Here is a 21,025-nt window from a genome sequence, read left to right as displayed (position 1 = left end):
TAAGGATGGGGTTCATGGCTACGGATAAACGTCGTCGCTATTCTGCACCGGTGGTAGATGGCATCAATAAGTCTGCCAGCCGGGCTATGTTGCGGGCTGTGGGGTTTGAGGATGCGGATTTTCGGAAGCCTCAGATCGGGATTGCTTCTACCTGGAGCAATCTTACGCCTTGTAATATGCACATTGACGGGCTGGCCCGTGAGGCTGCCAAGGGGGCGGATCAGGCCGGTGGTAAGAGTTTGATTTTTAATACCATCACGGTGTCAGACGGGATCGCCAACGGGACGGAGGGTATGAAGTATTCTCTGGTTTCCCGGGAGGTGATTGCAGATTCCATTGAGACGGTGGCCGGTTGTGAAGGTTTTGACGGGCTGGTGGCCATTGGCGGGTGTGACAAAAACATGCCCGGCTGTTTAATGGGGCTGGCGCGATTGAACCGGCCGTCGGTGTTTGTCTATGGCGGGACGATTCAGCCGGGCGAGAATCACACCGACATTATTTCTGTTTTTGAAGCGGTGGGTGCACACGCTCAGGGCAAGATGGATCTGATTGAGGTGAAGCAGATCGAGGAAACGGCGATTCCCGGGGCCGGGTCCTGTGGCGGTATGTACACCGCGAATACCATGGCCTCGGCAATTGAGGCCATGGGGATGAGTTTGCCAGGCAGCTCGGCCCAAAACGCAGTGTCCAACAACAAACTGGCTGACTGTGAAGCGGCCGGCGAAGCGGTTTTGAAACTGCTGGACGCAGACATCAAACCGTCGGACATCATGACGCGCGAAGCCTTTGAGAACGCCATCACCGTGGTGATTACTTTGGGCGGCTCCACCAATGCCGTGCTGCACTTATTAGGTATGGCGAGTACGGTGGGTGTTGAGTTGTCTTTGGATGACTTTGTCCGGATCGGCAAAAACGTTCCTGTGCTCGCTGATCTGCGCCCGTCAGGCCATTACATGATGTCTGAGCTGGTGGCCATTGGCGGTATTCAGCCGCTCATGAAGATGCTGTTGGATCGCGGTATGCTGCACGGCGATTGCATGACGGTGACGGGGAAAACACTGGCGGAGAACCTGGCAAGCGTCACACCTTACCCCGAAGATCAGCAGATTATCCGGGCCTTCGAGAATCCGGTGAAAGCCGACAGCCATCTGCGCATTTTGTATGGCAACCTGGCACCGGAAGGCTCGGTGGCGAAAATCACCGGTAAAGAAGGCACGCACTTCTCAGGCCGGGCGCGGGTGTTTCATTCCGAAGAGGAAGCCCAAGAACGCATTCTGGATGGCAGCGTCGTTGCCGGGGATGTGCTGGTTATCCGTTACGAAGGCCCCAAAGGCGGCCCGGGTATGCGTGAAATGCTAAGCCCCACTTCGGCCATTATGGGCCGCGGTTTGGGCAGTGATGTGGCGTTGATTACCGATGGTCGCTTTTCAGGTGGTAGCCACGGTTTCGTGGTCGGGCACATCACTCCGGAAGCCGCGGTCGGTGGCCCAATCGCATTGGTGGAGGAAGGCGACACCATCACCATTGATGCGGTAAACAACTCCATTGTTCTGGAGATCCCTGAAGAAGAAATGGAGAAACGGCGCAAGGCCTGGAAGGCGCCAGAGCCCAGAGTCACTCGCGGTGTGTTGGCGAAATACGCCCGGACGGTGAGTTCAGCGTCTACCGGCGCAGTCACTGACCTGCCGTAACCCTGCACGGCTAAATGGCCGGACGTGTCCTGCGTCCGGCCACTCTTCTTTAAATCAGCTCAACCGCTACGGCCGTTCCTTCGCCACCACCAATACACAGTGATGCCACACCACGCTTGAGGCCACGCTGTTTCAGTGCATTGATCAAGGTGATCAGAATGCGGGAACCGGAAGACCCAATCGGATGCCCCAGTGCACAAGCGCCGCCGTGAACGTTGACCTTTTCGGCCGGCAGATTCAGCTCGTTGATCGCCGCCAGCGTAACCACCGCAAAGGCTTCGTTGATTTCAAATAGATCAACGTCGTCTACGCTCCAGCCTGCTTTCGCCAGCACCTTTTCGATAGAACCAATCGGCGCCAAGGTAAATTCAGCGGGCAACCGCGCATGGGTTGCATGGGCGACAATCCGGGCTTGAGGTGTCAGGCCACGTGCCTCGGCTTCAGCCGACGAAGCCAGCACCAACGCAGACGCACCGTCACTGATAGAACTGGAATTCGCTGCCGTTACCGAGCCATCTTTGGCAAACGCAGGCTTCAGATGGGGAATTTTCTCCGGCTTGGCATTACCGGGCTGTTCATCCGTATCCACTTCGGTATCACCGCCGCGGCCAGAGACAGTAACCGACGTAATCTCATCGCGGAACCAGCCATTCTCAATTGCGGCCAACGCTTTCTGCAGTGACCCGATCGCAAACGCGTCCATGTTTTCGCGAGTGATGTTGAACTTATCGGCCGTGCGCTGGGCGAATACGCCCATCAGACCACCTTCATAGGCGTCTTCCAGACCATCCAGGAACATGCTGTCCATCACCTGACCATGCCCCATGCGCATACCTGCGCGGGCTTTGGGCAACAGGTATGGTGCCTGGCTCATGTTCTCCATGCCGCCAGCAATCATGAAGTTGTTGGTGCCGGCTTTGATTTGGTCGTGAGCCATGATCACGGCCTGCATACCTGAGCCGCACATTTTGTTGATGGTGGTGCAGCCCGAGCTATCCGGAATGCCAGAAGCACGAGAAGCCTGGCGCGCAGGAGCCTGCCCCAACCCACCCGGCAGCACGCACCCCATGATCACTTCCTGAATATCGGCCGGCTGCAATCCGGACCGTTCAATGGCCGCCTTGATGGAGATAGCGCCCAGTTCAGGGGAACGTACTGAGCTCAAAGAGCCCATCATGCCGCCCATCGGTGTTCGAGCCGAGCCTGCTATTACGACATCGTTGTTCATGAGTGTTGTTCTCCTTAGTAATGAATAAAATTCGGCTAACAAAACCTGATCAATAGCTCATTCATTGTTCGTCAGGCCCGATTTCCGCTCCCAGACTTCCTGTTGTGCGGGCGGGCTTGCGCGCTGGCCTTTTCATTTTTTTTGAAAAAGAACTCGCTTCGCTCAGACATCATTTTCTGGCAAAAAATGAAAAGACCACCCCGCGCCGACGGGCATTGGCGGGTTCACCGGAAAATTTACTATTCCTGTGCTGCCCGTCGGTAGGGGGGGTGTGGGGTGCTTTTCTGGCAGGGAAAAAGATGTCTGAGCGAAGCGAGTTATTTTTCCCAGAAGAAAAACACCCCATACCCCGCGTACCCGCCCGCACACCTCAAAGGCTAGGAGCCCAAACCCAACCAACAGAACGCCCTCAGCGCCCCAGCACCGAACGGGCAATAATCTCTTTCATTACCTCAGATGTGCCGCCATAAATACGCTGCACCCGCGCATCAATAAAGTTCCGCGAAATCGGATACTCAGTGGTGTAACCGTAACCGCCAAACAGCTGCAAACAGCCGTCTGCCACGCGACACTGCATTTCCGTAGCGCTGTACTTCGCCATGGAAGCAGTAGGCGCATCCAGCTCGCCGGCCTCGTACTGGCGAATGCACTGATCCACGAAGGCCTTGTTGATGCGATAATCGGTTTCCATCCGGGCAATTTCGAAACGGGTGTTCTGAAGCTGGCTCAGCTTCTGGCCGAACAGCTCCCGTTCCTGAGTGTATTGGATGGTCATATCCAACGAACCGCGAGCAGCGGCAACACCCAATGCACCGATTACCAGGCGCTCACGGGGCAATTCACGCATCAGGTAGGCAAACCCCTTGCCTTCCTCACCTAGCAAAGCGGAAGCGGGAATGCGCATATCCGAGAAGAACAGCTCGGACGTGTCGCCCGAATGTTGGCCGATCTTGTCGATGTTCTGGCCACGGCTGAATCCCGGTAACGCGGTATCGACCAGAAACAGGCTAATACCCTTGGCACCGGCGCTGGGATCGGTTTTCGCAGCAACGATCACCATGTCGGCGTGTTGGCCATTGGTGATGAAGGTCTTGGAGCCGTTCAGCACGTACTCGTCGCCCTCTTTGGCCGCACTGGTGCGAATCGCCTGCAAGTCGCTGCCTGCGCCGGGTTCGGTCATGGCGATGGCACCCACAGCTTCACCGGACACCATCTTGGGTAGCCACTGCTGCTTTTGCTCGTCGTTGCCGATGTGAGAAAGGTACGGCGCTACGATGTCGGAATGCACCATCACGTTGGTGGAAAGCGCACCAAAGCCCAACCGAGCCAGCTCTTCGCCGACGACCACGGAATATTGAAAAGGCGCACCGCAACCGCCACAGTCTTCGGGCACATCAACACACAACATGCCGGCTTGGCCCAAGGTGTTCCACAACTCCCGCGGCACAATGCCATTCTTTTCCCAAGCTTCGTAATGCGGCGCAACTTCGGTTTCCAGCGCTTTGATCACCGAGTCCCGGAACAGGTTCAGCTCTTCTTGATCAACAGGGTTCGTCATACTTGTCACCTGTGGTTATTGTTTTATCGCGGCGCCATACGCAAAGCGCAGTCCAACCGAACAACTTCACCGTTCAGCAACGGGTTTCGTACCATTTGATCGACCATCATGCCGAACTCTTCGGGCTTGCCCAGACGTTTCGGGAACGGCAGCGTTGCCGCGAGGCTGTCCTGAACTTCCTGCGGCATGCCCGCCAGCATGGGTGTCATGAACAAGCCCGGTGCAATGGTGTTCACCCGGACACCTTCCCGCGCCAGTTCGCGAGCGGATTGCAGCGTCAACGCCACCACGCCACCTTTGGATGCGCTGTAGGCCGCCTGGCCAATCTGTCCTTCATATGCAGCAACCGACGCGGTATTGATGATCACCCCGCGCTCGCCATCGGCGTTAGGCTCGCGCTGCGCCATATCGGCTGCGGCCAACCGAAGAATGTTGAAGGTGCCGATCAGGTTCACCTGGATTACCCGATTAAAGTTTTCCAGCGGCATCACGCCTTCGCGGCCCAGAATTTTTTCAGCGGGGCCAATACCGGCACAGCTGATCGCAACACCGCAGGGGCCATGGGCTTCACGGGCCGCGTTGACGGCCGCTTCAGCACTATCCGAGGAGGAAACATCGCAGTGCAGAAAGATCCCACCAATCTCGGCAGCCACTTTTTCACCCTGCTCTTTGTTCACATCCAGAATGGCCACTTTGCAGCCCGCCGCTGCCAGTGCGCGAGCCGCGCCCTCACCCAAGCCGGAGGCTCCGCCGGTCACGATTGCCGGAACGTTTTTGAATTCCATAACCTGCTTTCCTGTTTATTTTGTTTAGTCACGTTGCGCCCTGTGCATTGAAACGCTCGGGGCACGCTTGCTTTTAAGTTTACGTTAACGTAAACATTAACCCGAATCCAGCGCCGGAAACAACTCCCGCTTTAGTCCTAACACAACCAATAACGTAAGGAGCTGGAATGACTTTTCTCGCAGAAACAACAATAAACAAAAGAGGTGGAACATGGATGACTCCGTAAACAGCCGGACCAACGGCAGCCAAACCGACGACCATGGAGTGATCGCTGCCTCGCGGCTTTACCGCTTTACCATTCAGCACAAATGCATGTGTTCATGATGCCCATGCTCCTGACCGGCGGTTACACGCGGCTGATCGACACCCCGACACCAGACGCCATTGTGTCCATGCTGATCAACGAGCAGCTGAACGCCTCCTTCGCGCCACCGACCGTCTGGATTGCGTTGCTGCAGTCTCCACTTTTTGACTCAGCAAAACTCCAGCACCTGTACAAGATCTACTACGGCGCATCCATCATGCCGGAGAAAATCGTCCGCGACCTCGCGGAACAATTGCCTAAGGCGGGGCTTTATAATTGCTACGGTCAGAGTGAAATCGCACCATTGGCAACCGTCCTGCTACCTCATGAACACGCAGATCGCCCCACCTCTGCCGGGCGCCCCCTGCAAACCGTCCGGACCCGCATCGTGGATCCGGTAACAGGGCGGGAGTGCCAGCCCGGGGAGCAAGGCGAAATTGTGCATCGATCCCCCCAACTGATGATCGGTTACTGGGATAAACCCGAAGCCACTGCAGAAGCATTTAAAGATGGCTGGTTCCACTCGGGCGACCTCGGCTACCAAGACGACGCCGGCTACCTCTACATCGTCGATCGCATCAAAGATGTGGTGAACACCGGCGGTGTCCTGGTGGCCAGCCGGGACGTTGAGGAAGCCCTTTACCAACACCCGTCTGTGGCGGAAGTAGCAGTTATTGGCGTGCCCGACGAGAAGTGGATCGAAGCCATCTGTGCCATCACGGTGCTTCGGGACGGCGCCCCTCGAGATGCCGACTCACTTCTGGCGCATGCCAAAACCCAACTGGCCGGATTCAAAATCCCCAAACACATACATTTTGTGGACGAGTTACCCAAAAACAGCGCGGGTAAACTGCTTAAGCGCAAATTGAGAGAGCAGTTTCTGAACCCATCCAGCGAAGCCTGAATCACACTTGGCACCCGGCAACGGGTGCCATCTCCTCTCCTCGCCCACCCAAACCAAGTACAATCCAAACCAATCAATGGCTTATCTCTTAAATCCAGCTTTAGCCCGAGAACACACTTTACGTTAACGTAAACTTCAACTAACCTAAGAAAAAATCTCACGAGAATGACCATGAGCGACAAACGAACCTTCAGCATCAGCGAGCTCTCTCAAGAGTTCGACATCACAACCCGGAGCATCCGCTTCTATGAAGACCAAGGCCTGCTGAAGCCTTCGCGGCGCGGCCAGACCCGTATCTTCAGTACCAAAGACAGGGTCCGCTTAAAGCTGATTCTACGCGGCAAACGCATGGGGTTTTCTCTGGGCCAGACCAAAGAGCTGTTTGACCTCTGGGACGAAACCCTCACTGGCAACGAGAAGCAGCTACTGAAAATGCTGGAAATCCTGGCCGATCGGCGAGCACATCTGGAGCAACAAAAAGCCGACCTCGCCATGGCCGAAATGGAAATAGACAACGCGGAAGCCAGGTGCCGAGAGGCGCTTGCAGACGTCAAGAAAAAGAAAGAAGCCCACGATCAGGGCGAACAAGTACTTGAGGATGCTGCCGCCGATAGCGGCAGATAACCGAAACCCAATATCAAAACAAAAAGGTAGCCGACCATGAAATCACAATACTCAGAGCTTAATTTCGGCCTTGGCGAAACCCTCGACATGCTGCGCGAACAGATCAACGGCTTCGCTGCTGCGGAAATTGCTCCACGAGCCGAAGAAATCGACCGCAACAACGAATTCCCCATGGATCTGTGGCGGAAAATGGGCGACATGGGCTTGCTGGGTATTACCGTCAAAGAAGAATACGGCGGGTCCGACATGGGCTACCTGGCGCACGTGATCGCCATGGAAGAAATCAGCCGTGCGTCCGCCTCTGTGGGCTTGTCCTACGGTGCCCACTCCAACTTGTGCGTGAACCAGATTCACCGTAACGGCACCGAAGAACAAAAACAGAAATACCTGCCCAAACTCGTCAGCGGCGAACACGTCGGTGCCCTCGCCATGTCTGAACCCAACGCCGGCTCCGACGTAATCTCAATGAAACTCCACGCCCGGGACGAAGGCAACCACTACGTCCTCAACGGCAACAAAATGTGGATCACCAACGGCCCGGACGCAAGCACCTACGTTATCTACGCCAAAACCGATCCGAAGGGCGGCTCCAAAGGCGTAACCGCCTTCATCGTAGAACGCGACTACCCTGGCTTTAGCCGCCATCAAAAACTCGACAAACTCGGCATGCGTGGTTCCAACACCTGTGAACTGGTGTTCCAGGACTGCAAAGTTCCGAAAGAAAACGTACTCGGCGGTGTCGGCAACGGCGCCAAAGTACTGATGAGCGGCCTCGACTACGAACGCCTCGTGCTATCGGGCGGCCCGCTGGGCATCATGCAAGCGGCCATGGACGTAACCGTGCCTTACATCCGCGAGCGCAAACAGTTCGGCCAGGCCATCGGCGAGTTCGAACTGGTACAGGGCAAAGTGGCCGACATGTACACCTGGATGAACAGCGCAAAATCTTACGTCTACATGGTCGCCATGTCCGCCGACCGCGGTGAAACCACCCGCAAAGACGCCGCCGGCGCCATCCTCTACTCCGCCGAGATGGCCACGAAACTGGCACTGGATTCCATCCAGCTGCTCGGCGGCAACGGCTACATCAACGAATACCCCACTGGCCGACTGCTGCGGGATGCCAAGCTGTACGAAATCGGAGCGGGTACGTCTGAAATCCGCCGCATGCTAATCGGCAGAGAGCTGTTCCTGAACAAGTAAAACCCAAAGACTCCAGCTCCCAATGTACGACAAGGGGCTGGAGGGGCGGCGTTCCGAAAATGTCGTAGGCCATGGATGGCCGAAGAGAAGCGCACACGGACGTGCTTGTAGCGGTTTTCGGAACGCCGCCCCTCCAGCCCTGCGCCCCCAACGCGAGGGACCACGACAAATGACAATTCTCCAAAACAAAATAAATCCAAGATCGGACGAATTCCTGGCCAATCAAGAGGCTATGCAACAAGCTGTCGCCGACCTCCGGAACAAAGTCGATAAAATCCACCAGGGCGGCGGGCCAGATTACCAAAAACGCCACACAGACCGAGGCAAACTCCTGCCCCGCGAGCGCATTAACCGCCTACTGGACGACGGCTCGCCCTTCCTCGAAATCGGCCAGTTCGCCGCCTACAACGTCTACGACGAAGAAGTCCCCGCCGCAGGCGTTGTTGCAGGCATCGGACGCGTATCCGGCACCGAATGCATGATCATCGCCAACGACGCCACCGTCAAAGGCGGCAGCTACTACCCGCTAACCGTCAAAAAACACCTGCGGGCACAAGAAATCGCCATGGAAAACCGCCTGCCCTGCATCTACCTGGTAGATTCCGGCGGCGCCAACCTGCCAAGGCAAGACGAAGTCTTCCCGGACCGCGACCATTTCGGCCGCATCTTCTACAACCAGGCCAGAATGTCCGCCGACGACATTCCCCAGATTGCCGTTGTTATGGGCCTGTGCACCGCAGGCGGCGCCTACGTGCCCGCCATGGCCGACGAATCCATCATCGTACGCAATCAAGGCACCATCTTTCTGGCCGGCCCACCACTGGTGAAAGCTGCCACCGGTGAAGTCGTCAGCGCCGAAGACCTCGGCGGAGCCGACGTCCACTGCAAAATCTCCGGTGTTGCCGACCACTACGCGGAAAACGATGCCCACGCACTGGAAATCGCGCGCCGCTGCGTTGCTAACCTGAACCGCCGCAAGCCTGTGCCGGTTGAGGTGCAAAAGCCCAAAGCACCGCTGTACGACCAAAACGAAATATACGGCATCGTCGGCACCGATTTGCGCAAACAGTTTGACGTACGAGACGTGATCTCCCGCATCGTAGACGGCTCAGAATTCGACGAATTCAAACGCTACTACGGTTCCACCCTAGTCACCGGCTTTGCTCACATACATGGCTACCCTGTAGGCATCATCGCCAACAACGGCATCCTGTTCAGCGAATCCGCTCAAAAAGGCGCCCACTTCGTCGAGCTCTGCTGCCAGCGCAATATTCCGCTGCTGTTCCTGCAAAACATCACCGGCTTTATGGTCGGGCAAAAACACGAAGCCGAAGGCATTGCCAAACACGGCGCCAAAATGGTGATGGCCGTGGCCTGCGCCAACGTACCCAAAATCACCGTCCTGATCGGTGGCAGCTACGGTGCCGGCAACTACGGCATGTGTGGCCGAGCCTACAGCCCGGACTTCCTGTGGATGTGGCCCAACGCCCGTATCTCCGTGATGGGCGGTGAACAGGCCGCTGGTGTACTGGCCCAGGTTCGTAGAGAAGGCATGGAGCGCAAAGGCCAGAGCTGGAGCGCCCAAGAAGAAGCCGAATTCAAAAAGCCGATCACCGAAACCTACGAGCACCAAGGCCACCCCTACTACGCCAGTGCGCGCCTGTGGGATGACGGCGTCATCGACCCGGCCCAGACACGCGAAGTGGTCGCCCTGAGCCTGTCAGCCACCCTCAACCGACCCGCCAAGCCCACGCGCTTTGGCGTGTTCCGCATGTAAAAGGAGCGCCGACATGTCACAACAACACTCAGCGGTTCTGATGCACCAGCGGGATAACGGTATCTCCGAAATCGTGCTCAACCGACCGGACAAACGCAATGCGTTCGACGATGCCATCATTCAACAGCTCATCCACGCTTTTGAATACGTTGACCGCGATCCGGAAACCCAGATTGTCATCCTGCGTTCCGAAGGCAAACACTTCTCCGCCGGCGCGGATTTAGGCTGGATGCGCCGCATGGCCGACAACACCCGTCAGGAAAACCTGGACGACTCCCGGGAACTGGCTCGGCTGATGAACACGCTTAACCACTTGTCCAAGCCGGTGATCGGTCTGGTGCAAGGCGCAGCCTTCGGCGGTGCGGTAGGCCTCGCAGCCTGTTGCGATATTGTGCTGGCCACCCAGTCCGCCAGCTTCTGCCTGAGCGAAGTCAAACTCGGCCTTATCCCCGCCGCCATCAGCCCATACGTAGTGCGGGCGATTGGCGAGCGACATGCACGGCGTTATTTCCTGTCGGCCGAAGTGTTCAGCGCGAGCGAAGCACAACAGTTCGGGCTGGTACACATTGTTTGCGACGACGAACAAGCCCTGCAGACCCGGTGCACCGAACTACTGAAACACATGGCCAATAACGGCCCCGAAGCCATGAAAGCCGCCAAGGACCTGGTCTTTGCCGTTAGCCACAAGCCCATCACCGCAGAATTGATCGACGACACCGCACAGCGCATCGCCGATATCCGCGTGGGTGAAGAAGGTCAGGAAGGGCTCAGCGCCTTCCTGAACAAACGAAAGGCCAGTTGGATTCCGGAGACACAATAATGTTTAACAAGATCCTGATTGCCAACCGGGGCGAAATCGCCTGCCGGATTATCCAAACCGCCCACCGCATGGGCATCCGATGTGTGGCTGTGTATTCCGAAGCGGATGCCCATGCACGGCACGTTGCCATGGCAGACGAAGCCTTTTTGATTGGCCCCGCCGCCAGTTCCGAGAGTTATCTGAAAGCCGACAAGATCATCGAGGTCGCTAAAGAAAGCGGCGCGCAGGCGGTCCATCCGGGCTATGGTTTCTTGTCTGAGAACACCGATTTCGCCGAAGCCTGCGAAGCCAACGGCATTGCCTTCATTGGCCCTCCGTCTTCCGCCATTGCCGCCATGGGCTCCAAGTCAGCTGCCAAGGCGATCATGGAAAAAGCCGGTGTGCCGCTGGTGCCGGGTTATCACGGCAGCGACCAAACCCCGGAGCTGCTGCGAGAAGAAGCCGAAAAGTGCGGCTTCCCGTTGCTGCTGAAAGCCGTCGCGGGTGGTGGCGGTAAAGGCATGCGAGTGGTCGAAAACATGGGTGAGTTTGACGACGCTCTGGCGGCTGCCAAGCGTGAGGCCAAGAACGCCTTCGGCAACCCCGACATGCTGATCGAACGCTACCTGACCCAGCCTCGGCACGTCGAGATTCAGGTGTTCTGCGACCAGCACGGTAACGGCATTTATCTGGCAGAGCGGGATTGCTCCGTACAGCGCCGGCACCAGAAAGTACTGGAAGAAGCCCCGGCCCCAGGCCTGAGCGAAGAAACCCGAAAAGCCATGGGTGACGCTGCCGTGCGGGCCGCCCAAGCTATCAACTATGTGGGTGCGGGCACCGTCGAATTTCTGTACGACGTGGACGGTTCGTTCTTCTTCATGGAAATGAACACCCGCCTGCAGGTAGAGCACCCGGTCACTGAAATGGTCACCGGGCAAGATCTGGTGGAATGGCAGCTAAAAGTAGCCTGGGGCGACGCCCTGCCCTTGGTTCAGGAACAGGTAAAAACCCGCGGCCACGCCATTGAAGCGCGTATCTATGCCGAAGATCCGGATCAGGACTTCCTGCCCGCTACAGGCACGCTTCGCTACCTGAGTACCCCGGCCGAATCCGCTCACGTGCGCGTGGATACCGGCGTAACCGAAGGCGACGAGATCAGCATCCATTACGACCCGATGATCGCCAAGCTGATCGTTTGGGACGAAACCCGGGATCAGGCGGTCAACCGCATGGTCCAGGCGCTGGAGCATTACCGCATTGCCGGTTTGAAAACCAACATCCGGTTTCTGCACGCAACCGTGGACAGCCAGCCTTTCCGTCAGGCTGATCTGACCACCAATTTTATTGCCACACACGAGTCGTTGCTGTTTCCGAAGCCCAAGCTGGATCTGGACAAGGCATTGGTGCTGGCAGCCGGCTTCATTCTGGAACACCGGAAATCCGTCGAACCGGTCACCGCTGACCCCTGGTCGCCGTTTGGCCGCAAGAACAGCTGGCGCATGAACTCAGAGTTCGCCCAACCTCTGTCCCTGCAGGTGGGCAATGACATTCACGAGCTGAAAATTCTGGAGCGGGACGACCGTTATCAGGTACTCGTCGATGATAGCGTCTATCACTTGAACGCCCGTCTGGATGAAGACTACCTGCAAGCAGTCCTCAACGGCCACCGGCTAAGTGTGCATGGCAACCTGCACAACCACGAACTGGTGCTGTTTTACGAGGGTGACACCTTCAAATGCACCGTTTATCAAGAGTCTTACGGCCTTGAAGACGTAGCTGGCGAAGGCAGTCTGGCCGCCCCCATGAACGGCGCCATTGTGGCCGTGCAAGCCAAAGTCGGCGACAAGGTAACCGCGGGGCAAAGCCTGGTGATCATGGAAGCCATGAAAATGGAGCACGCCATTAAAGCACCGGCCGATGGCGTGGTGAGCGACATTTTCTACGCCGAAGGGGATCAGGTTGCCGAGGGTGCGGAGTTGATTGCCATCGACACCGGGGAGGCAGAGTAATGGCCTTCCCGACACAGGTGCGGCTGGTGGAAATGAGCCCCCGGGACGGTCTTCAGAACGAACCCGGCGAGGTGATTGCCACCGCCATCAAAACAGGGTTGATTGACCGCTTGGCCGACTGCGGCTTAACCCACATTGAAGCCGCCAGCTTTGTGTCACCCAAATGGGTGCCGCAAATGGCGGATGCGGCCGACGTTATGGCACTCATCAACCGCAAAAACGGCGTTCGTTACTCGGCCCTCACCCCGAACCTGAAAGGGTTCGAAGGCGCACTGGCTGCAAAGGCCGATGAAGTGGCGGTATTCGGTGCCGCTTCAGAGTCGTTCACCCAAAAGAACATCAACTGCAGCATTGCCGAAAGTCTGGAACGGTTTGCCCCGGTTGTTGAAGAAGCCCGCAAACACGGCATCCCTGTACGCGGCTATGTATCAACGGTTATGGGCTGCCCATACGAAGGCGACATTGCGCCCGAAAAAGTCGCCACCGTGGCCAAAGCACTGTACGACATGGGCTGCCACGAGATTTCATTGGGTGACACCATCGGTGTCGGCACACCGCTGAAAGCCAAACGCATGCTGGAAGCGGTCGCAGCTGTCGTCCCAATGGACAAGCTGGCGGCTCACTTCCACGACACCTACGGACAGGCACTGGCCAATCTTTACGCCGTGCTCGAAGAAGGCGTCAGCGTGATCGATTCTTCGGTTGCAGGGTTAGGCGGCTGCCCCTACGCCAAAGGCGCATCCGGCAACGTCGCTACCGAAGACGTGCTATATCTTCTGAACGGATTGGGCATAGATACCGGCGTTGACCTGAACAAACTGGTTGCCACCGGAGACTGGATCAGCCAGCAACTAAACCGCCATAACGGCTCGAAAGTCGGTCAGGCATTAGGAGGACACTGCCAATGAACCAAAATAACAATGTGGTTGCTCTGGACCTGCCGATCCCCGAGATCAGCGATCTGCCCGAAGATACCAAAAAGTACTTTGAAATCTGCCAGGAAAAGCTGGGCATGGTTCCCAACGTGCTGACCGCCTACAGTCAAAACTTGCCCCAATTAGAAGGTTTCACCCGCCTGTACAACGAATTAATGTTGGGCGAAGGCGAACTCTCCAAGCTGGAGCGGGAAATGGTCGCGGTTGTGGTCTCTTCCGAAAACAAATGCTTTTACTGCTTGGTCGCCCACGGTGCCGCGGTGCGCGTACTCAGCGGTGACCCAACACTCGGCGAGCATCTGGTTATGAACTACCGCAGTGCCAAACTGGACCCGCGGCAGCGAGCGATGCTCGATTTCGCGTCCCATCTCACCCGCTCACCAGCCACAGTTGCTGAGCAGGAAATTCAAGCACTGCGAGATGCCGGTTTCAGCGATCGTGCCATTTGGGACCTTAGCAATCTGGTGGGTTTCTACAACATGTCTAACCGGGTTGCGATCGCCAGCGATATGCAGCCCAACCCTGAATATCACAGCCAGAGCCGCTAGCAAGCACGCAACTTGCCAGCCCTCGACTACAAAAACAATGGAGGCAGTGAGATGAGCATGACTCTTCCAAGTTACACCAGCGGCGTCGCCGAAAAGCCCCTTCTGGGCATGACCATCGGCGACATGCTGGACCGAACCGCCCAACAGTATCCAAACAACGAAGCCTTGGTGTGCCTGCATCAGGACATTCGCTGGACCTATCAAGAATTTGTCGACAAGGTAAACGAAGCCGCCCGCGCCTTCCTTGCCATTGGCGTGCAAAAAGGCGACCGGGTTGGTATCTGGTCACCCAACCGTTATGAGTGGACCGTCACCCAATTCGCCACCGCCAAAGTGGGCGCGATTCTGGTCAACATCAACCCCTCGTACGGGGTGCATGAACTGCAGTATGCCCTGAATCTAGCCGGCATCAGCGTGCTGGTGACCGCGGATAGCTTTAAAACATCCAATTACCGGGAAATGCTGTATCAGCTGGCGCCGGAACTGAAGCAAAGCGAACCCGGCAAACTGAACGCCAAAGACGTGCCGGATCTAAGGGCCGTGATCAACGTTCACGACGACAAACAGACCGGCATGTGGACTTGGCAGGAATTTCTCGGCTTTGCGGGCCAGGCATCGGCAGCAGACCTGGAAAAGCGCCAGAACCAACTTCAGTTCGATGACCCCATCAACATCCAGTTCACCTCCGGCACCACCGGCAATCCCAAAGGTGCCACCCTCACCCACCACAACATTCTGAACAACGGCTACTTCGTGGGTGAAAGCCAGCGCCTGACCGAGAAAGACCGCTTGGTGATCCCGGTGCCTCTGTATCACTGCTTCGGCATGGTCATGGGCAACCTTGGCTGCATCACCCACGGCAGCGCCATGATTTACCCGGGCGAAGGATTCGACCCCAAGACCGTCCTGCAAGCGGTACATCAGGAAAAAGCCACCGCACTCTACGGTGTGCCCACCATGTTCATCGCCGAGCTGGCAGAGCCGGATTTCGACAGCTACGACCTGTCCACGCTGCGCACCGGCATTATGGCCGGGTCCATCTGCCCGGCCGAGGTGATGAAGAAGGTCAACGGCAAAATGAACATGAAAGAAGTTCAGATTGCCTACGGCATGACAGAAACCAGCCCGGTGTCCACGCAGACCAGCTCCCTCGACCCGTTCGAAAAGCAGGTCACGACGGTAGGCCGTACTCAGCCTCACCTGGAAACCAAAATTGTCGATCCGGGCAACGGTCATGTCGTACCGCGGGGCGAAATCGGTGAACTGTGTACCCGCGGCTACAGCGTCATGCTGAAGTACTGGAACAACGAAGAGAAAACCCGCGAGGCCATCGACGAAAACGGCTGGATGCACACCGGCGATTTGGCCACCATGGACGACGAAGGCTACGTTCAGATTGTCGGCCGCATCAAGGACATGGTGATTCGAGGCGGTGAAAACATTTACCCGAAGGAAATCGAAGAGTTCTTCTACACCCATCCTGCCATCGAGGAAGTCCAGGTTACCGGCATTCCCGATGACAAGTACGGTGAAGAGCTGATCGCTTGGGTGAAGTTCCGGCCCGATGCCGAACCGGTCAGTGCCGACGACCTCCAGGCCTTCTGCAAGGGCAAAATCGCGCACTTCAAGATTCCACGCAACTACAAGTTTGTGGATGAATTCCCGATGACGGTCACCGGGAAAATCCAGAAATTCAAAATGCGGGAAGTGTCGATCGAAGAGTTGGGGCTGAAAAAATAGTCCGCCCACTCCCTGATGAAAATCAAAGGCCTCCGGAATGTCCGGGGGCCTTTTTTATTGCAGCTGAAACTCGACCGGCTGCAGCGGCTCGGGTGACGGTTCACCGAGCGCTTCGGCAATGCTGATTTCATGTATCCGGCAAATGGCATCCAATGGCAAGTCGTTCGCGTGGCGGCCAAACGGAAACTCCAACTGCTCTGACAGGCGGTCCAACCCAAAGAACGTATACGCCACAATCGCGGTGAACACCGGCGTAAACCAACCGGCAACTCCCACCAAGCCAAACGGCAGCATGTAGCAATACACGTAAGCCGTGCGGTGAGCCAACAAGGTATAGGCGAACGGTAAAGGCGTATGAGCAATCCGTTCCGAAGCCGCCTGAATACCCGCCAACTCATGCAGGTGCCGGTCTATGGCCGCAGCGCCGATCGAATCCAGATCTCCCGCTTGCAGCGCCTCCGCCACAACCTCTCCCGCCTTCTGCAGCATGAAAGCCGCTGGATTCTGCGTACGCAATGCCGCGTCTACTAATTCCTTTGACAGTGACGAGGGTAATTCCAAACGAACGTCTTCACTTCGCAGTTGCCCTCGCAGTAAATGCGTGTGCGCCAGGCTTCGCATCAGCAGTTCTCTGCGCCTTTCCGGGTTCAGGTAAATACCGCCGACCCTCGCCAGACTACGAATCTCGTAAACCATATGCCCCCAATGCTTACGGGCTTCCCACCAACGGTCGTACGTTGCAGTGTTGCGCACACTTAAAAAGATAGACAGCGCGATGCCCATGATGGTGAACGGCAGAAGGCTGTAGTCCACAATGCCATCCAGATAATGATGACGAGACACCCAGGTAACCCCGGCCGCAAACAGCCCTGCCAGCAGAATGTGAGGAAGGATATGAGGTACCACTGAGCCCTTCCACGCCAGCATTAATCGGAGGGCGCCCGGGCGATTACGTACAATCATTCAGCAAGTCTCCAATACGGGCCGAGACCCTATCGATAAGGCCAGAATTACACCACATCGCCGACGACAGCAGCAAAGCCTTTCACAAGTATGGGCAACGACTATCCCCTCACGACAGGCTTCGCGCTATGATGATTCCTCCCATCGTTTAGAAGGACTCCACATGCACGCACCGTTCTGGCTGACCACCGCCCTGCTGTCTCCGATATTGCTGTATCAAGGCAAACGAGCCCAGCGAGTCACCCCCAGGTTGCCAGAAGCAAGCGGAGCAAAGAGCGGCCAGTATGGCGAAGGGACGCCCGAGTTTCGCTTGCTGGTAATTGGTGAATCAACGGCTGCCGGAGTTGGGGTTGCCACCCACAGCGATGGCCTTGCCAGCCAGTTGGCCCTCCGGCTTAACCAGCGCACAGGCAAAACGATTGGCTGGCAAACCTTCGGCGTGAACGGTATTCGCCTCGGCAATCTTCTGCAAACCCTTGCCTCAGAAAACCTGCCACCCGCGGATTCGATCGTGTTGAGTATGGGCGTTAACGATACCACCGGCTTCACCACTCGAGCGCAATTCCGGCAGCATCTAAAAACATTACGCAGCGCAATCGCGCCACTCTCTCAGGCACCGATCACGTTGCTCAGCGTGCCACCCATGGAGAAATTCAGCACGCTGCCGTCACCGCTTCGACACGTTATGGGCTGGAGAGCACGACAGCTAGACAGAATTTACCAAGAACTTGCCCTACAAACGCCCGCCGATTTCCGCTACCTGAACTACCCGACCGTCGAAGATCCTTCCCTGCTTGCCAGCGATGGTTACCATCCCAGCCAACGGGGTTATCAGTTCATTGCAGAGGCTCTCGCGACGCGCGACTGGGGCGTTTAGCCCCGCTTTTAAGATCAGCGATTCCGATATTGGCCTTTGGTCGACGATACGCTCTCCTTGTTGCTTGCTAACATAGGCAAGTTAAAAAAATAACAATGGAGAACAGTATGTTAGAGCGCGCATCAAAACCCATGGTAAGTCTGGTGGAGAGGTATCTTCCAGACCCTTACCTGTTCGTGATTATCCTCACCCTGCTCACGTTTGTGTCGGCCATCCTCTTCGAAGGCCATGGCCCCATGGCGGTTGTCGAAATGTGGGGCAACAGCTTCTGGAACCTGCTGACGTTTTCCATGCAGATGCTGCTGGTACTGGTCACTGGCTTCATGATGGCCAGTACGCCTCTGGTTCGCGGAATTCTGAATCGCATTGCCAGTCTGGCAAAAACCCCGGGGCAAGCCATCGTTCTGGTGACCTTTGTTGCTTTGGTGGCAAGCTGGATTAACTGGGGTTTTGGCCTAGTGGTCGGCGCACTGTTCGCGAAGGCTCTGGCCCGCCAGATCCGGGTTCACTACCCGCTGCTGGTTGCCAGTGCTTACTCCGGCTTCATCGTGTGGCACGGTGGCCTGGCCGGCTCGATCCCTCTGACCATCGCCACTGATGGCCATTTCAGCGCAAGCGCGATCGGCATCATTGATACCAGCGAAACCATCTTCGCGTTCTTCAACTTGGCCATCGTTGTTGCGCTGTTCATCGTGGTACCGCTGGTGAATCGCCTGATGCTGCCGGCAGAGAGCGACAGCATTTATGTGGACCCCAAACTGCTGGATGACGAGCCCGATACGGCGGTGGTCATTAACCGCCCCGCCGACCATCTGGAGAACAGCCGGATACTGGCGTGGTTAATCGGCTTCAGCGGCCTGGCCTTCATCTTTCAGTATTTTCTGGATAACGGCGGCCTGAACCTGAACATCGTGAACTTCATGTTCCTGTTCATTGCGATCATCCTGCACCAAACGCCAAAGCGCTTGCTGGCTAGCCTGAATGAAGGTGTTAAAGGTGGAGCCGGTATTGTTATCCAGTTCCCCTTCTATGCCGGCATCATGGGTGTGATGACCGCATCCGGCCTGGCGGCCAGCATTTCTGCAGGCTTTGTTTCCTTCGCAACGGCAGAGAGCCTGCCGTTCTGGAGCTTTATCAGTGCGGGGCTGGTGAACATCTTCGTACCATCCGGTGGTGGCCAGTGGGCCGTGCAAGCGCCGGTGATGTTGCCAGTTGCTCAGGAACTCGGCGTGGAGATTCCCAGAGTCGCCATGGCCGTAGCCTGGGGTGATGCCTGGACCAACCTGCTGCAACCCTTCTGGGCGCTGCCGGTTCTGGCCATTGCCGGGCTAAAAGCCAAAGACATCATGGGCTACTGCCTGATGCTGTTGATCATTACCGGGGTCATCATCAGTGCCGGTCTGACTTGGCTCTGATAGGCCTTGCGTAGACAAAAACCGGGAGCCGTGGCTCCCGGTTTTTGTTGGTTCAACGTTTCTCGGGCTTTATCCCCGGCTCCAGAACCCAGCAACGGTCATTGTGCTTATACCCGATAGGTCCGTAGTAAGAATTCGCCGCGGGTGCTGTTATGCAGACTTTGCCACCAACATCTCAGTGGCGCCTTTTTGAAAACGATAGCTGACAGGCTGCAACGAAACAGCAACTCCATCTACAGATAATGCCGAGATAACGGAATCCAGGTGCTTTGAGGCTTTTCCGTCCAGCGAGGCAACAGGAAAGACGCGAACCTCCGAGGCAACTCTGCACAACTCCCGCATTGATGCGAGGTGGGTTTCCGCGTCCACATGGTCACTGTAGAGAAAAAGAAAGTGAGAGCAGAGTGCCAGATCAAACTCCGCGTCCGCGAATGGCAGCGTAGGCAAGGACGCTGATACGTAACGCCCTTGTCGGTAACCATCATCAAAATCAGACAGGAACCTCGACATAGCGTTCATCCGAACTTGGCCAAGCTGCTCAACGCTATCGAGCTCGTCCCAAATATATCCGTCTTCGGCTTGTTGCATCTTGGCCATGATTTCCGGGTACACTTGGTCGATTCGGCGACGCACTTCCTCAACTTTGAATTGATAGACCGGGTCACATGAGATGACTTCGCAGCCTTGCGCTGTCGCCTCAGCATTGAAGCTGGCCGGGCCATCGCCGCAACCTAGAATTCTCGTGTTCAAGTCATCATTCGATAGCTCAAACATCGCCCTATATTCCTTTAGCGATCGCCCCCACGGCACAACATTAGCTAACTCCAAAATGACCCTCCTTAGTCTGCGTTGCCTCAGTCGGCTTTACTCTATTGTTAAGTTCAACCGACATGAAATCCATTCACTACCCTACTTGTTCAACTGAATCAAAATGGGCCGATCTGGCGGTGGCAGTGTGGGCAACATGGCCTCCACGTCGATCTTGTGGTTCGCGAAGAAAGCTTCAGCAGCTTCAATCAGAGCCGCTTCGGTTTTCAGGATACCAAGATAGACCGGCCATTCAGCGTCTACCAAGTCCGTGGTGTAGAGTGTTTCATCGAAATTTCCCTGCAGCGCCAGAAACCGGAACTCCATTTCATTCATCACAACGTAATCACAACGTTTGAGCAGAAACATGCGAAGCATATGCTGGACATTGTTTGCGTTAAGGCGCACCAGGTCGGTACCGATCCTTCGGTCTAGTTGGTCACTGTAGACAAACCATTTCCGCAGACAAATGCGCCCCTGAAGATCATCGAATGAATTTGGCTGCAGGCCGGGTTGCGCGTACACACGGTCACGCCAGGTTAACACTGGCCCAACGGCGTGCATTCGTTCGGGCGCTGGCATCCATCGTGGGTTAGCGAAAACAGCATTGGCAAGCCCTTGTTCCAAGGCCCAGGCTTGGCGTTTACGGGCCATCACACGAAATTCGGCCGAAATGCCCGTCTTCGAGGCAAATTCGTTCATCGCCTCAACAAAAATGCCTTTGTTTAGATCTTTACCATAGTAAAACGGCAGAAAACCATCGTCTGCGCCCATAATCCGTAGCGATTGGGACGCTGCTGAAAGGGTCCACAAAGCTAAAATGATCATCAAGCCTATTCTCATTGGCCCCCCGTCAA

18 protein-coding genes are annotated in these 21,025 nt (G+C 56.4%); 12 read left to right on the top strand and 6 right to left on the bottom strand.

Going from position 1 to position 21,025, the window contains the following annotated elements:
* Nucleotides 1-14 precede the first annotated feature (14 nt).
* Nucleotides 15-1,691 (top strand): dihydroxy-acid dehydratase, encoded by a 1,677-nt coding sequence (gene ilvD, locus Q9245_RS12405; RefSeq protein ID WP_305897485.1) that lies wholly within the window; start codon nucleotides 15-17, stop codon nucleotides 1,689-1,691.
* A gap of 49 nt (nucleotides 1,692-1,740) precedes the next feature.
* On the opposite strand, the gene Q9245_RS12400 is transcribed toward ilvD, so the two are convergent.
* The 3 genes from Q9245_RS12400 to Q9245_RS12390 form a co-directional block, all read right to left on the bottom strand.
* Nucleotides 1,741-2,919: an acetyl-CoA C-acyltransferase gene (locus Q9245_RS12400; RefSeq protein WP_305897484.1), complete on the bottom strand. Its 1,179-nt coding sequence runs from the start codon at nucleotides 2,917-2,919 to the stop codon at nucleotides 1,741-1,743.
* Nucleotides 2,920-3,328: 409 nt separating this feature from the next.
* Complete coding sequence (locus Q9245_RS12395) at nucleotides 3,329-4,477, bottom strand: acyl-CoA dehydrogenase family protein (RefSeq protein ID WP_305897483.1); 1,149 nt, start codon at nucleotides 4,475-4,477, stop codon at nucleotides 3,329-3,331.
* Between the two features lie 23 nt (nucleotides 4,478-4,500).
* Nucleotides 4,501-5,262: an SDR family NAD(P)-dependent oxidoreductase gene (locus tag Q9245_RS12390; protein WP_305897482.1), complete on the bottom strand. Its 762-nt coding sequence runs from the start codon at nucleotides 5,260-5,262 to the stop codon at nucleotides 4,501-4,503.
* Between the two features lie 309 nt (nucleotides 5,263-5,571).
* Here Q9245_RS12390 and Q9245_RS12385 point away from each other — a divergent pair, with 309 nt between their 5' ends.
* The 9 genes from Q9245_RS12385 (at nucleotide 5,572) to Q9245_RS12345 (ending at nucleotide 16,106) form a co-directional block, all read left to right on the top strand.
* Nucleotides 5,572-6,471: an AMP-binding protein gene (locus tag Q9245_RS12385; RefSeq protein ID WP_305897481.1), complete on the top strand. Its 900-nt coding sequence runs from the start codon at nucleotides 5,572-5,574 to the stop codon at nucleotides 6,469-6,471.
* A gap of 171 nt (nucleotides 6,472-6,642) precedes the next feature.
* On the top strand, nucleotides 6,643-7,095 hold the full coding sequence (locus Q9245_RS12380; protein ID WP_305897480.1) for a MerR family DNA-binding transcriptional regulator: 453 nt from the start codon (nucleotides 6,643-6,645) through the stop codon (nucleotides 7,093-7,095).
* Nucleotides 7,096-7,131: 36 nt separating this feature from the next.
* Nucleotides 7,132-8,298 (top strand): isovaleryl-CoA dehydrogenase, encoded by a 1,167-nt coding sequence (locus Q9245_RS12375; RefSeq protein WP_305897479.1) that lies wholly within the window; start codon nucleotides 7,132-7,134, stop codon nucleotides 8,296-8,298.
* A gap of 169 nt (nucleotides 8,299-8,467) precedes the next feature.
* Complete coding sequence (locus tag Q9245_RS12370; RefSeq protein WP_305897478.1) at nucleotides 8,468-10,075, top strand: carboxyl transferase domain-containing protein; 1,608 nt, start codon at nucleotides 8,468-8,470, stop codon at nucleotides 10,073-10,075.
* A 13-nt stretch (nucleotides 10,076-10,088) separates the two neighbouring features.
* Nucleotides 10,089-10,895 (top strand): enoyl-CoA hydratase/isomerase family protein, encoded by an 807-nt coding sequence (locus Q9245_RS12365; RefSeq protein WP_305897477.1) that lies wholly within the window; start codon nucleotides 10,089-10,091, stop codon nucleotides 10,893-10,895.
* On the top strand, nucleotides 10,895-12,883 hold the full coding sequence (locus tag Q9245_RS12360) for an acetyl/propionyl/methylcrotonyl-CoA carboxylase subunit alpha (protein WP_305897476.1): 1,989 nt from the start codon (nucleotides 10,895-10,897) through the stop codon (nucleotides 12,881-12,883). Before Q9245_RS12365 ends, Q9245_RS12360 begins: the two co-directional genes overlap by 1 nt.
* On the top strand, nucleotides 12,883-13,791 hold the full coding sequence (locus Q9245_RS12355; RefSeq protein ID WP_305897475.1) for a hydroxymethylglutaryl-CoA lyase: 909 nt from the start codon (nucleotides 12,883-12,885) through the stop codon (nucleotides 13,789-13,791). Before Q9245_RS12360 ends, Q9245_RS12355 begins: the two co-directional genes overlap by 1 nt.
* Nucleotides 13,788-14,366 (top strand): peroxidase-related enzyme, encoded by a 579-nt coding sequence (locus tag Q9245_RS12350; RefSeq protein WP_305897474.1) that lies wholly within the window; start codon nucleotides 13,788-13,790, stop codon nucleotides 14,364-14,366. The genes Q9245_RS12355 and Q9245_RS12350 overlap by 4 nt, the downstream gene beginning before the upstream one ends.
* Nucleotides 14,367-14,423: 57 nt before the next feature.
* A complete protein-coding gene (locus Q9245_RS12345) occupies nucleotides 14,424-16,106 on the top strand; it encodes an AMP-binding protein (RefSeq protein ID WP_305897623.1) in 1,683 nt (560 codons plus the stop codon).
* 54 nt (nucleotides 16,107-16,160) lie between these two features.
* Here Q9245_RS12345 and Q9245_RS12340 read toward each other — a convergent pair whose 3' ends face one another.
* Complete coding sequence (locus tag Q9245_RS12340; protein WP_305897473.1) at nucleotides 16,161-17,069, bottom strand: bestrophin family protein; 909 nt, start codon at nucleotides 17,067-17,069, stop codon at nucleotides 16,161-16,163.
* Nucleotides 17,070-17,232: 163 nt separating this feature from the next.
* Between Q9245_RS12340 and Q9245_RS12335 the strand changes: the two genes are divergently transcribed.
* Nucleotides 17,233-17,946, top strand: coding sequence for an SGNH/GDSL hydrolase family protein (locus tag Q9245_RS12335; protein WP_305897472.1), 714 nt, complete (start codon nucleotides 17,233-17,235; stop codon nucleotides 17,944-17,946).
* Between the two features lie 107 nt (nucleotides 17,947-18,053).
* On the top strand, nucleotides 18,054-19,361 hold the full coding sequence (locus Q9245_RS12330; RefSeq protein WP_305897471.1) for a short-chain fatty acid transporter: 1,308 nt from the start codon (nucleotides 18,054-18,056) through the stop codon (nucleotides 19,359-19,361).
* Nucleotides 19,362-19,511: 150 nt separating this feature from the next.
* Here the strand turns inward: Q9245_RS12330 and Q9245_RS12325 are convergent, their stop codons facing one another.
* Nucleotides 19,512-20,135 carry a class I SAM-dependent methyltransferase gene (locus Q9245_RS12325; RefSeq protein WP_305897470.1) on the bottom strand — a complete coding sequence of 208 codons (624 nt, stop codon included), beginning with the start codon at nucleotides 20,133-20,135 and terminating at the stop codon, nucleotides 19,512-19,514.
* Nucleotides 20,136-20,270: 135 nt separating this feature from the next.
* The gene (locus Q9245_RS12320) at nucleotides 20,271-20,996 is read right to left on the bottom strand and encodes an ABC transporter substrate-binding protein (RefSeq protein ID WP_305897469.1); all 726 of its coding nucleotides are present in this window, start codon (nucleotides 20,994-20,996) and stop codon (nucleotides 20,271-20,273) included.
* Nucleotides 20,997-21,025: the final 29 nt, after the last annotated feature.

This window comes from Marinobacter sp. MDS2, assembly GCF_030718085.1.
In the GTDB taxonomy this organism is placed as follows: Bacteria; Pseudomonadota; Gammaproteobacteria; order Pseudomonadales; family Oleiphilaceae; genus Marinobacter.
The sequence above is the reverse complement of the archived record's forward strand: the minus strand, read 5'-3'. Positions and strand labels throughout refer to the sequence as shown.

What these genes read in the sequence shown, in the direction of transcription:
- ilvD (WP_305897485.1), top strand. Translation starts at nt 15, where the DNA reads ATGGCTACGGATAAACGTCGTCGCTATTCTGCACCGGTGGTAGATGGC.
- Q9245_RS12400 (WP_305897484.1), bottom strand. Translation starts at nt 2,919, where the DNA reads ATGAACAACGATGTCGTAATAGCAGGCTCGGCTCGAACACCGATGGGC.
- Q9245_RS12395 (WP_305897483.1), bottom strand. Translation starts at nt 4,477, where the DNA reads ATGACGAACCCTGTTGATCAAGAAGAGCTGAACCTGTTCCGGGACTCG.
- Q9245_RS12390 (WP_305897482.1), bottom strand. Translation starts at nt 5,262, where the DNA reads ATGGAATTCAAAAACGTTCCGGCAATCGTGACCGGCGGAGCCTCCGGC.
- Q9245_RS12385 (WP_305897481.1), top strand. Translation starts at nt 5,572, where the DNA reads ATGCATGTGTTCATGATGCCCATGCTCCTGACCGGCGGTTACACGCGG.
- Q9245_RS12380 (WP_305897480.1), top strand. Translation starts at nt 6,643, where the DNA reads ATGAGCGACAAACGAACCTTCAGCATCAGCGAGCTCTCTCAAGAGTTC.
- Q9245_RS12375 (WP_305897479.1), top strand. Translation starts at nt 7,132, where the DNA reads ATGAAATCACAATACTCAGAGCTTAATTTCGGCCTTGGCGAAACCCTC.
- Q9245_RS12370 (WP_305897478.1), top strand. Translation starts at nt 8,468, where the DNA reads ATGACAATTCTCCAAAACAAAATAAATCCAAGATCGGACGAATTCCTG.
- Q9245_RS12365 (WP_305897477.1), top strand. Translation starts at nt 10,089, where the DNA reads ATGTCACAACAACACTCAGCGGTTCTGATGCACCAGCGGGATAACGGT.
- Q9245_RS12360 (WP_305897476.1), top strand. Translation starts at nt 10,895, where the DNA reads ATGTTTAACAAGATCCTGATTGCCAACCGGGGCGAAATCGCCTGCCGG.
- Q9245_RS12355 (WP_305897475.1), top strand. Translation starts at nt 12,883, where the DNA reads ATGGCCTTCCCGACACAGGTGCGGCTGGTGGAAATGAGCCCCCGGGAC.
- Q9245_RS12350 (WP_305897474.1), top strand. Translation starts at nt 13,788, where the DNA reads ATGAACCAAAATAACAATGTGGTTGCTCTGGACCTGCCGATCCCCGAG.
- Q9245_RS12345 (WP_305897623.1), top strand. Translation starts at nt 14,424, where the DNA reads ATGACTCTTCCAAGTTACACCAGCGGCGTCGCCGAAAAGCCCCTTCTG.
- Q9245_RS12340 (WP_305897473.1), bottom strand. Translation starts at nt 17,069, where the DNA reads ATGATTGTACGTAATCGCCCGGGCGCCCTCCGATTAATGCTGGCGTGG.
- Q9245_RS12335 (WP_305897472.1), top strand. Translation starts at nt 17,233, where the DNA reads ATGCACGCACCGTTCTGGCTGACCACCGCCCTGCTGTCTCCGATATTG.
- Q9245_RS12330 (WP_305897471.1), top strand. Translation starts at nt 18,054, where the DNA reads ATGTTAGAGCGCGCATCAAAACCCATGGTAAGTCTGGTGGAGAGGTAT.
- Q9245_RS12325 (WP_305897470.1), bottom strand. Translation starts at nt 20,135, where the DNA reads ATGTTTGAGCTATCGAATGATGACTTGAACACGAGAATTCTAGGTTGC.
- Q9245_RS12320 (WP_305897469.1), bottom strand. Translation starts at nt 20,996, where the DNA reads ATGATCATTTTAGCTTTGTGGACCCTTTCAGCAGCGTCCCAATCGCTA.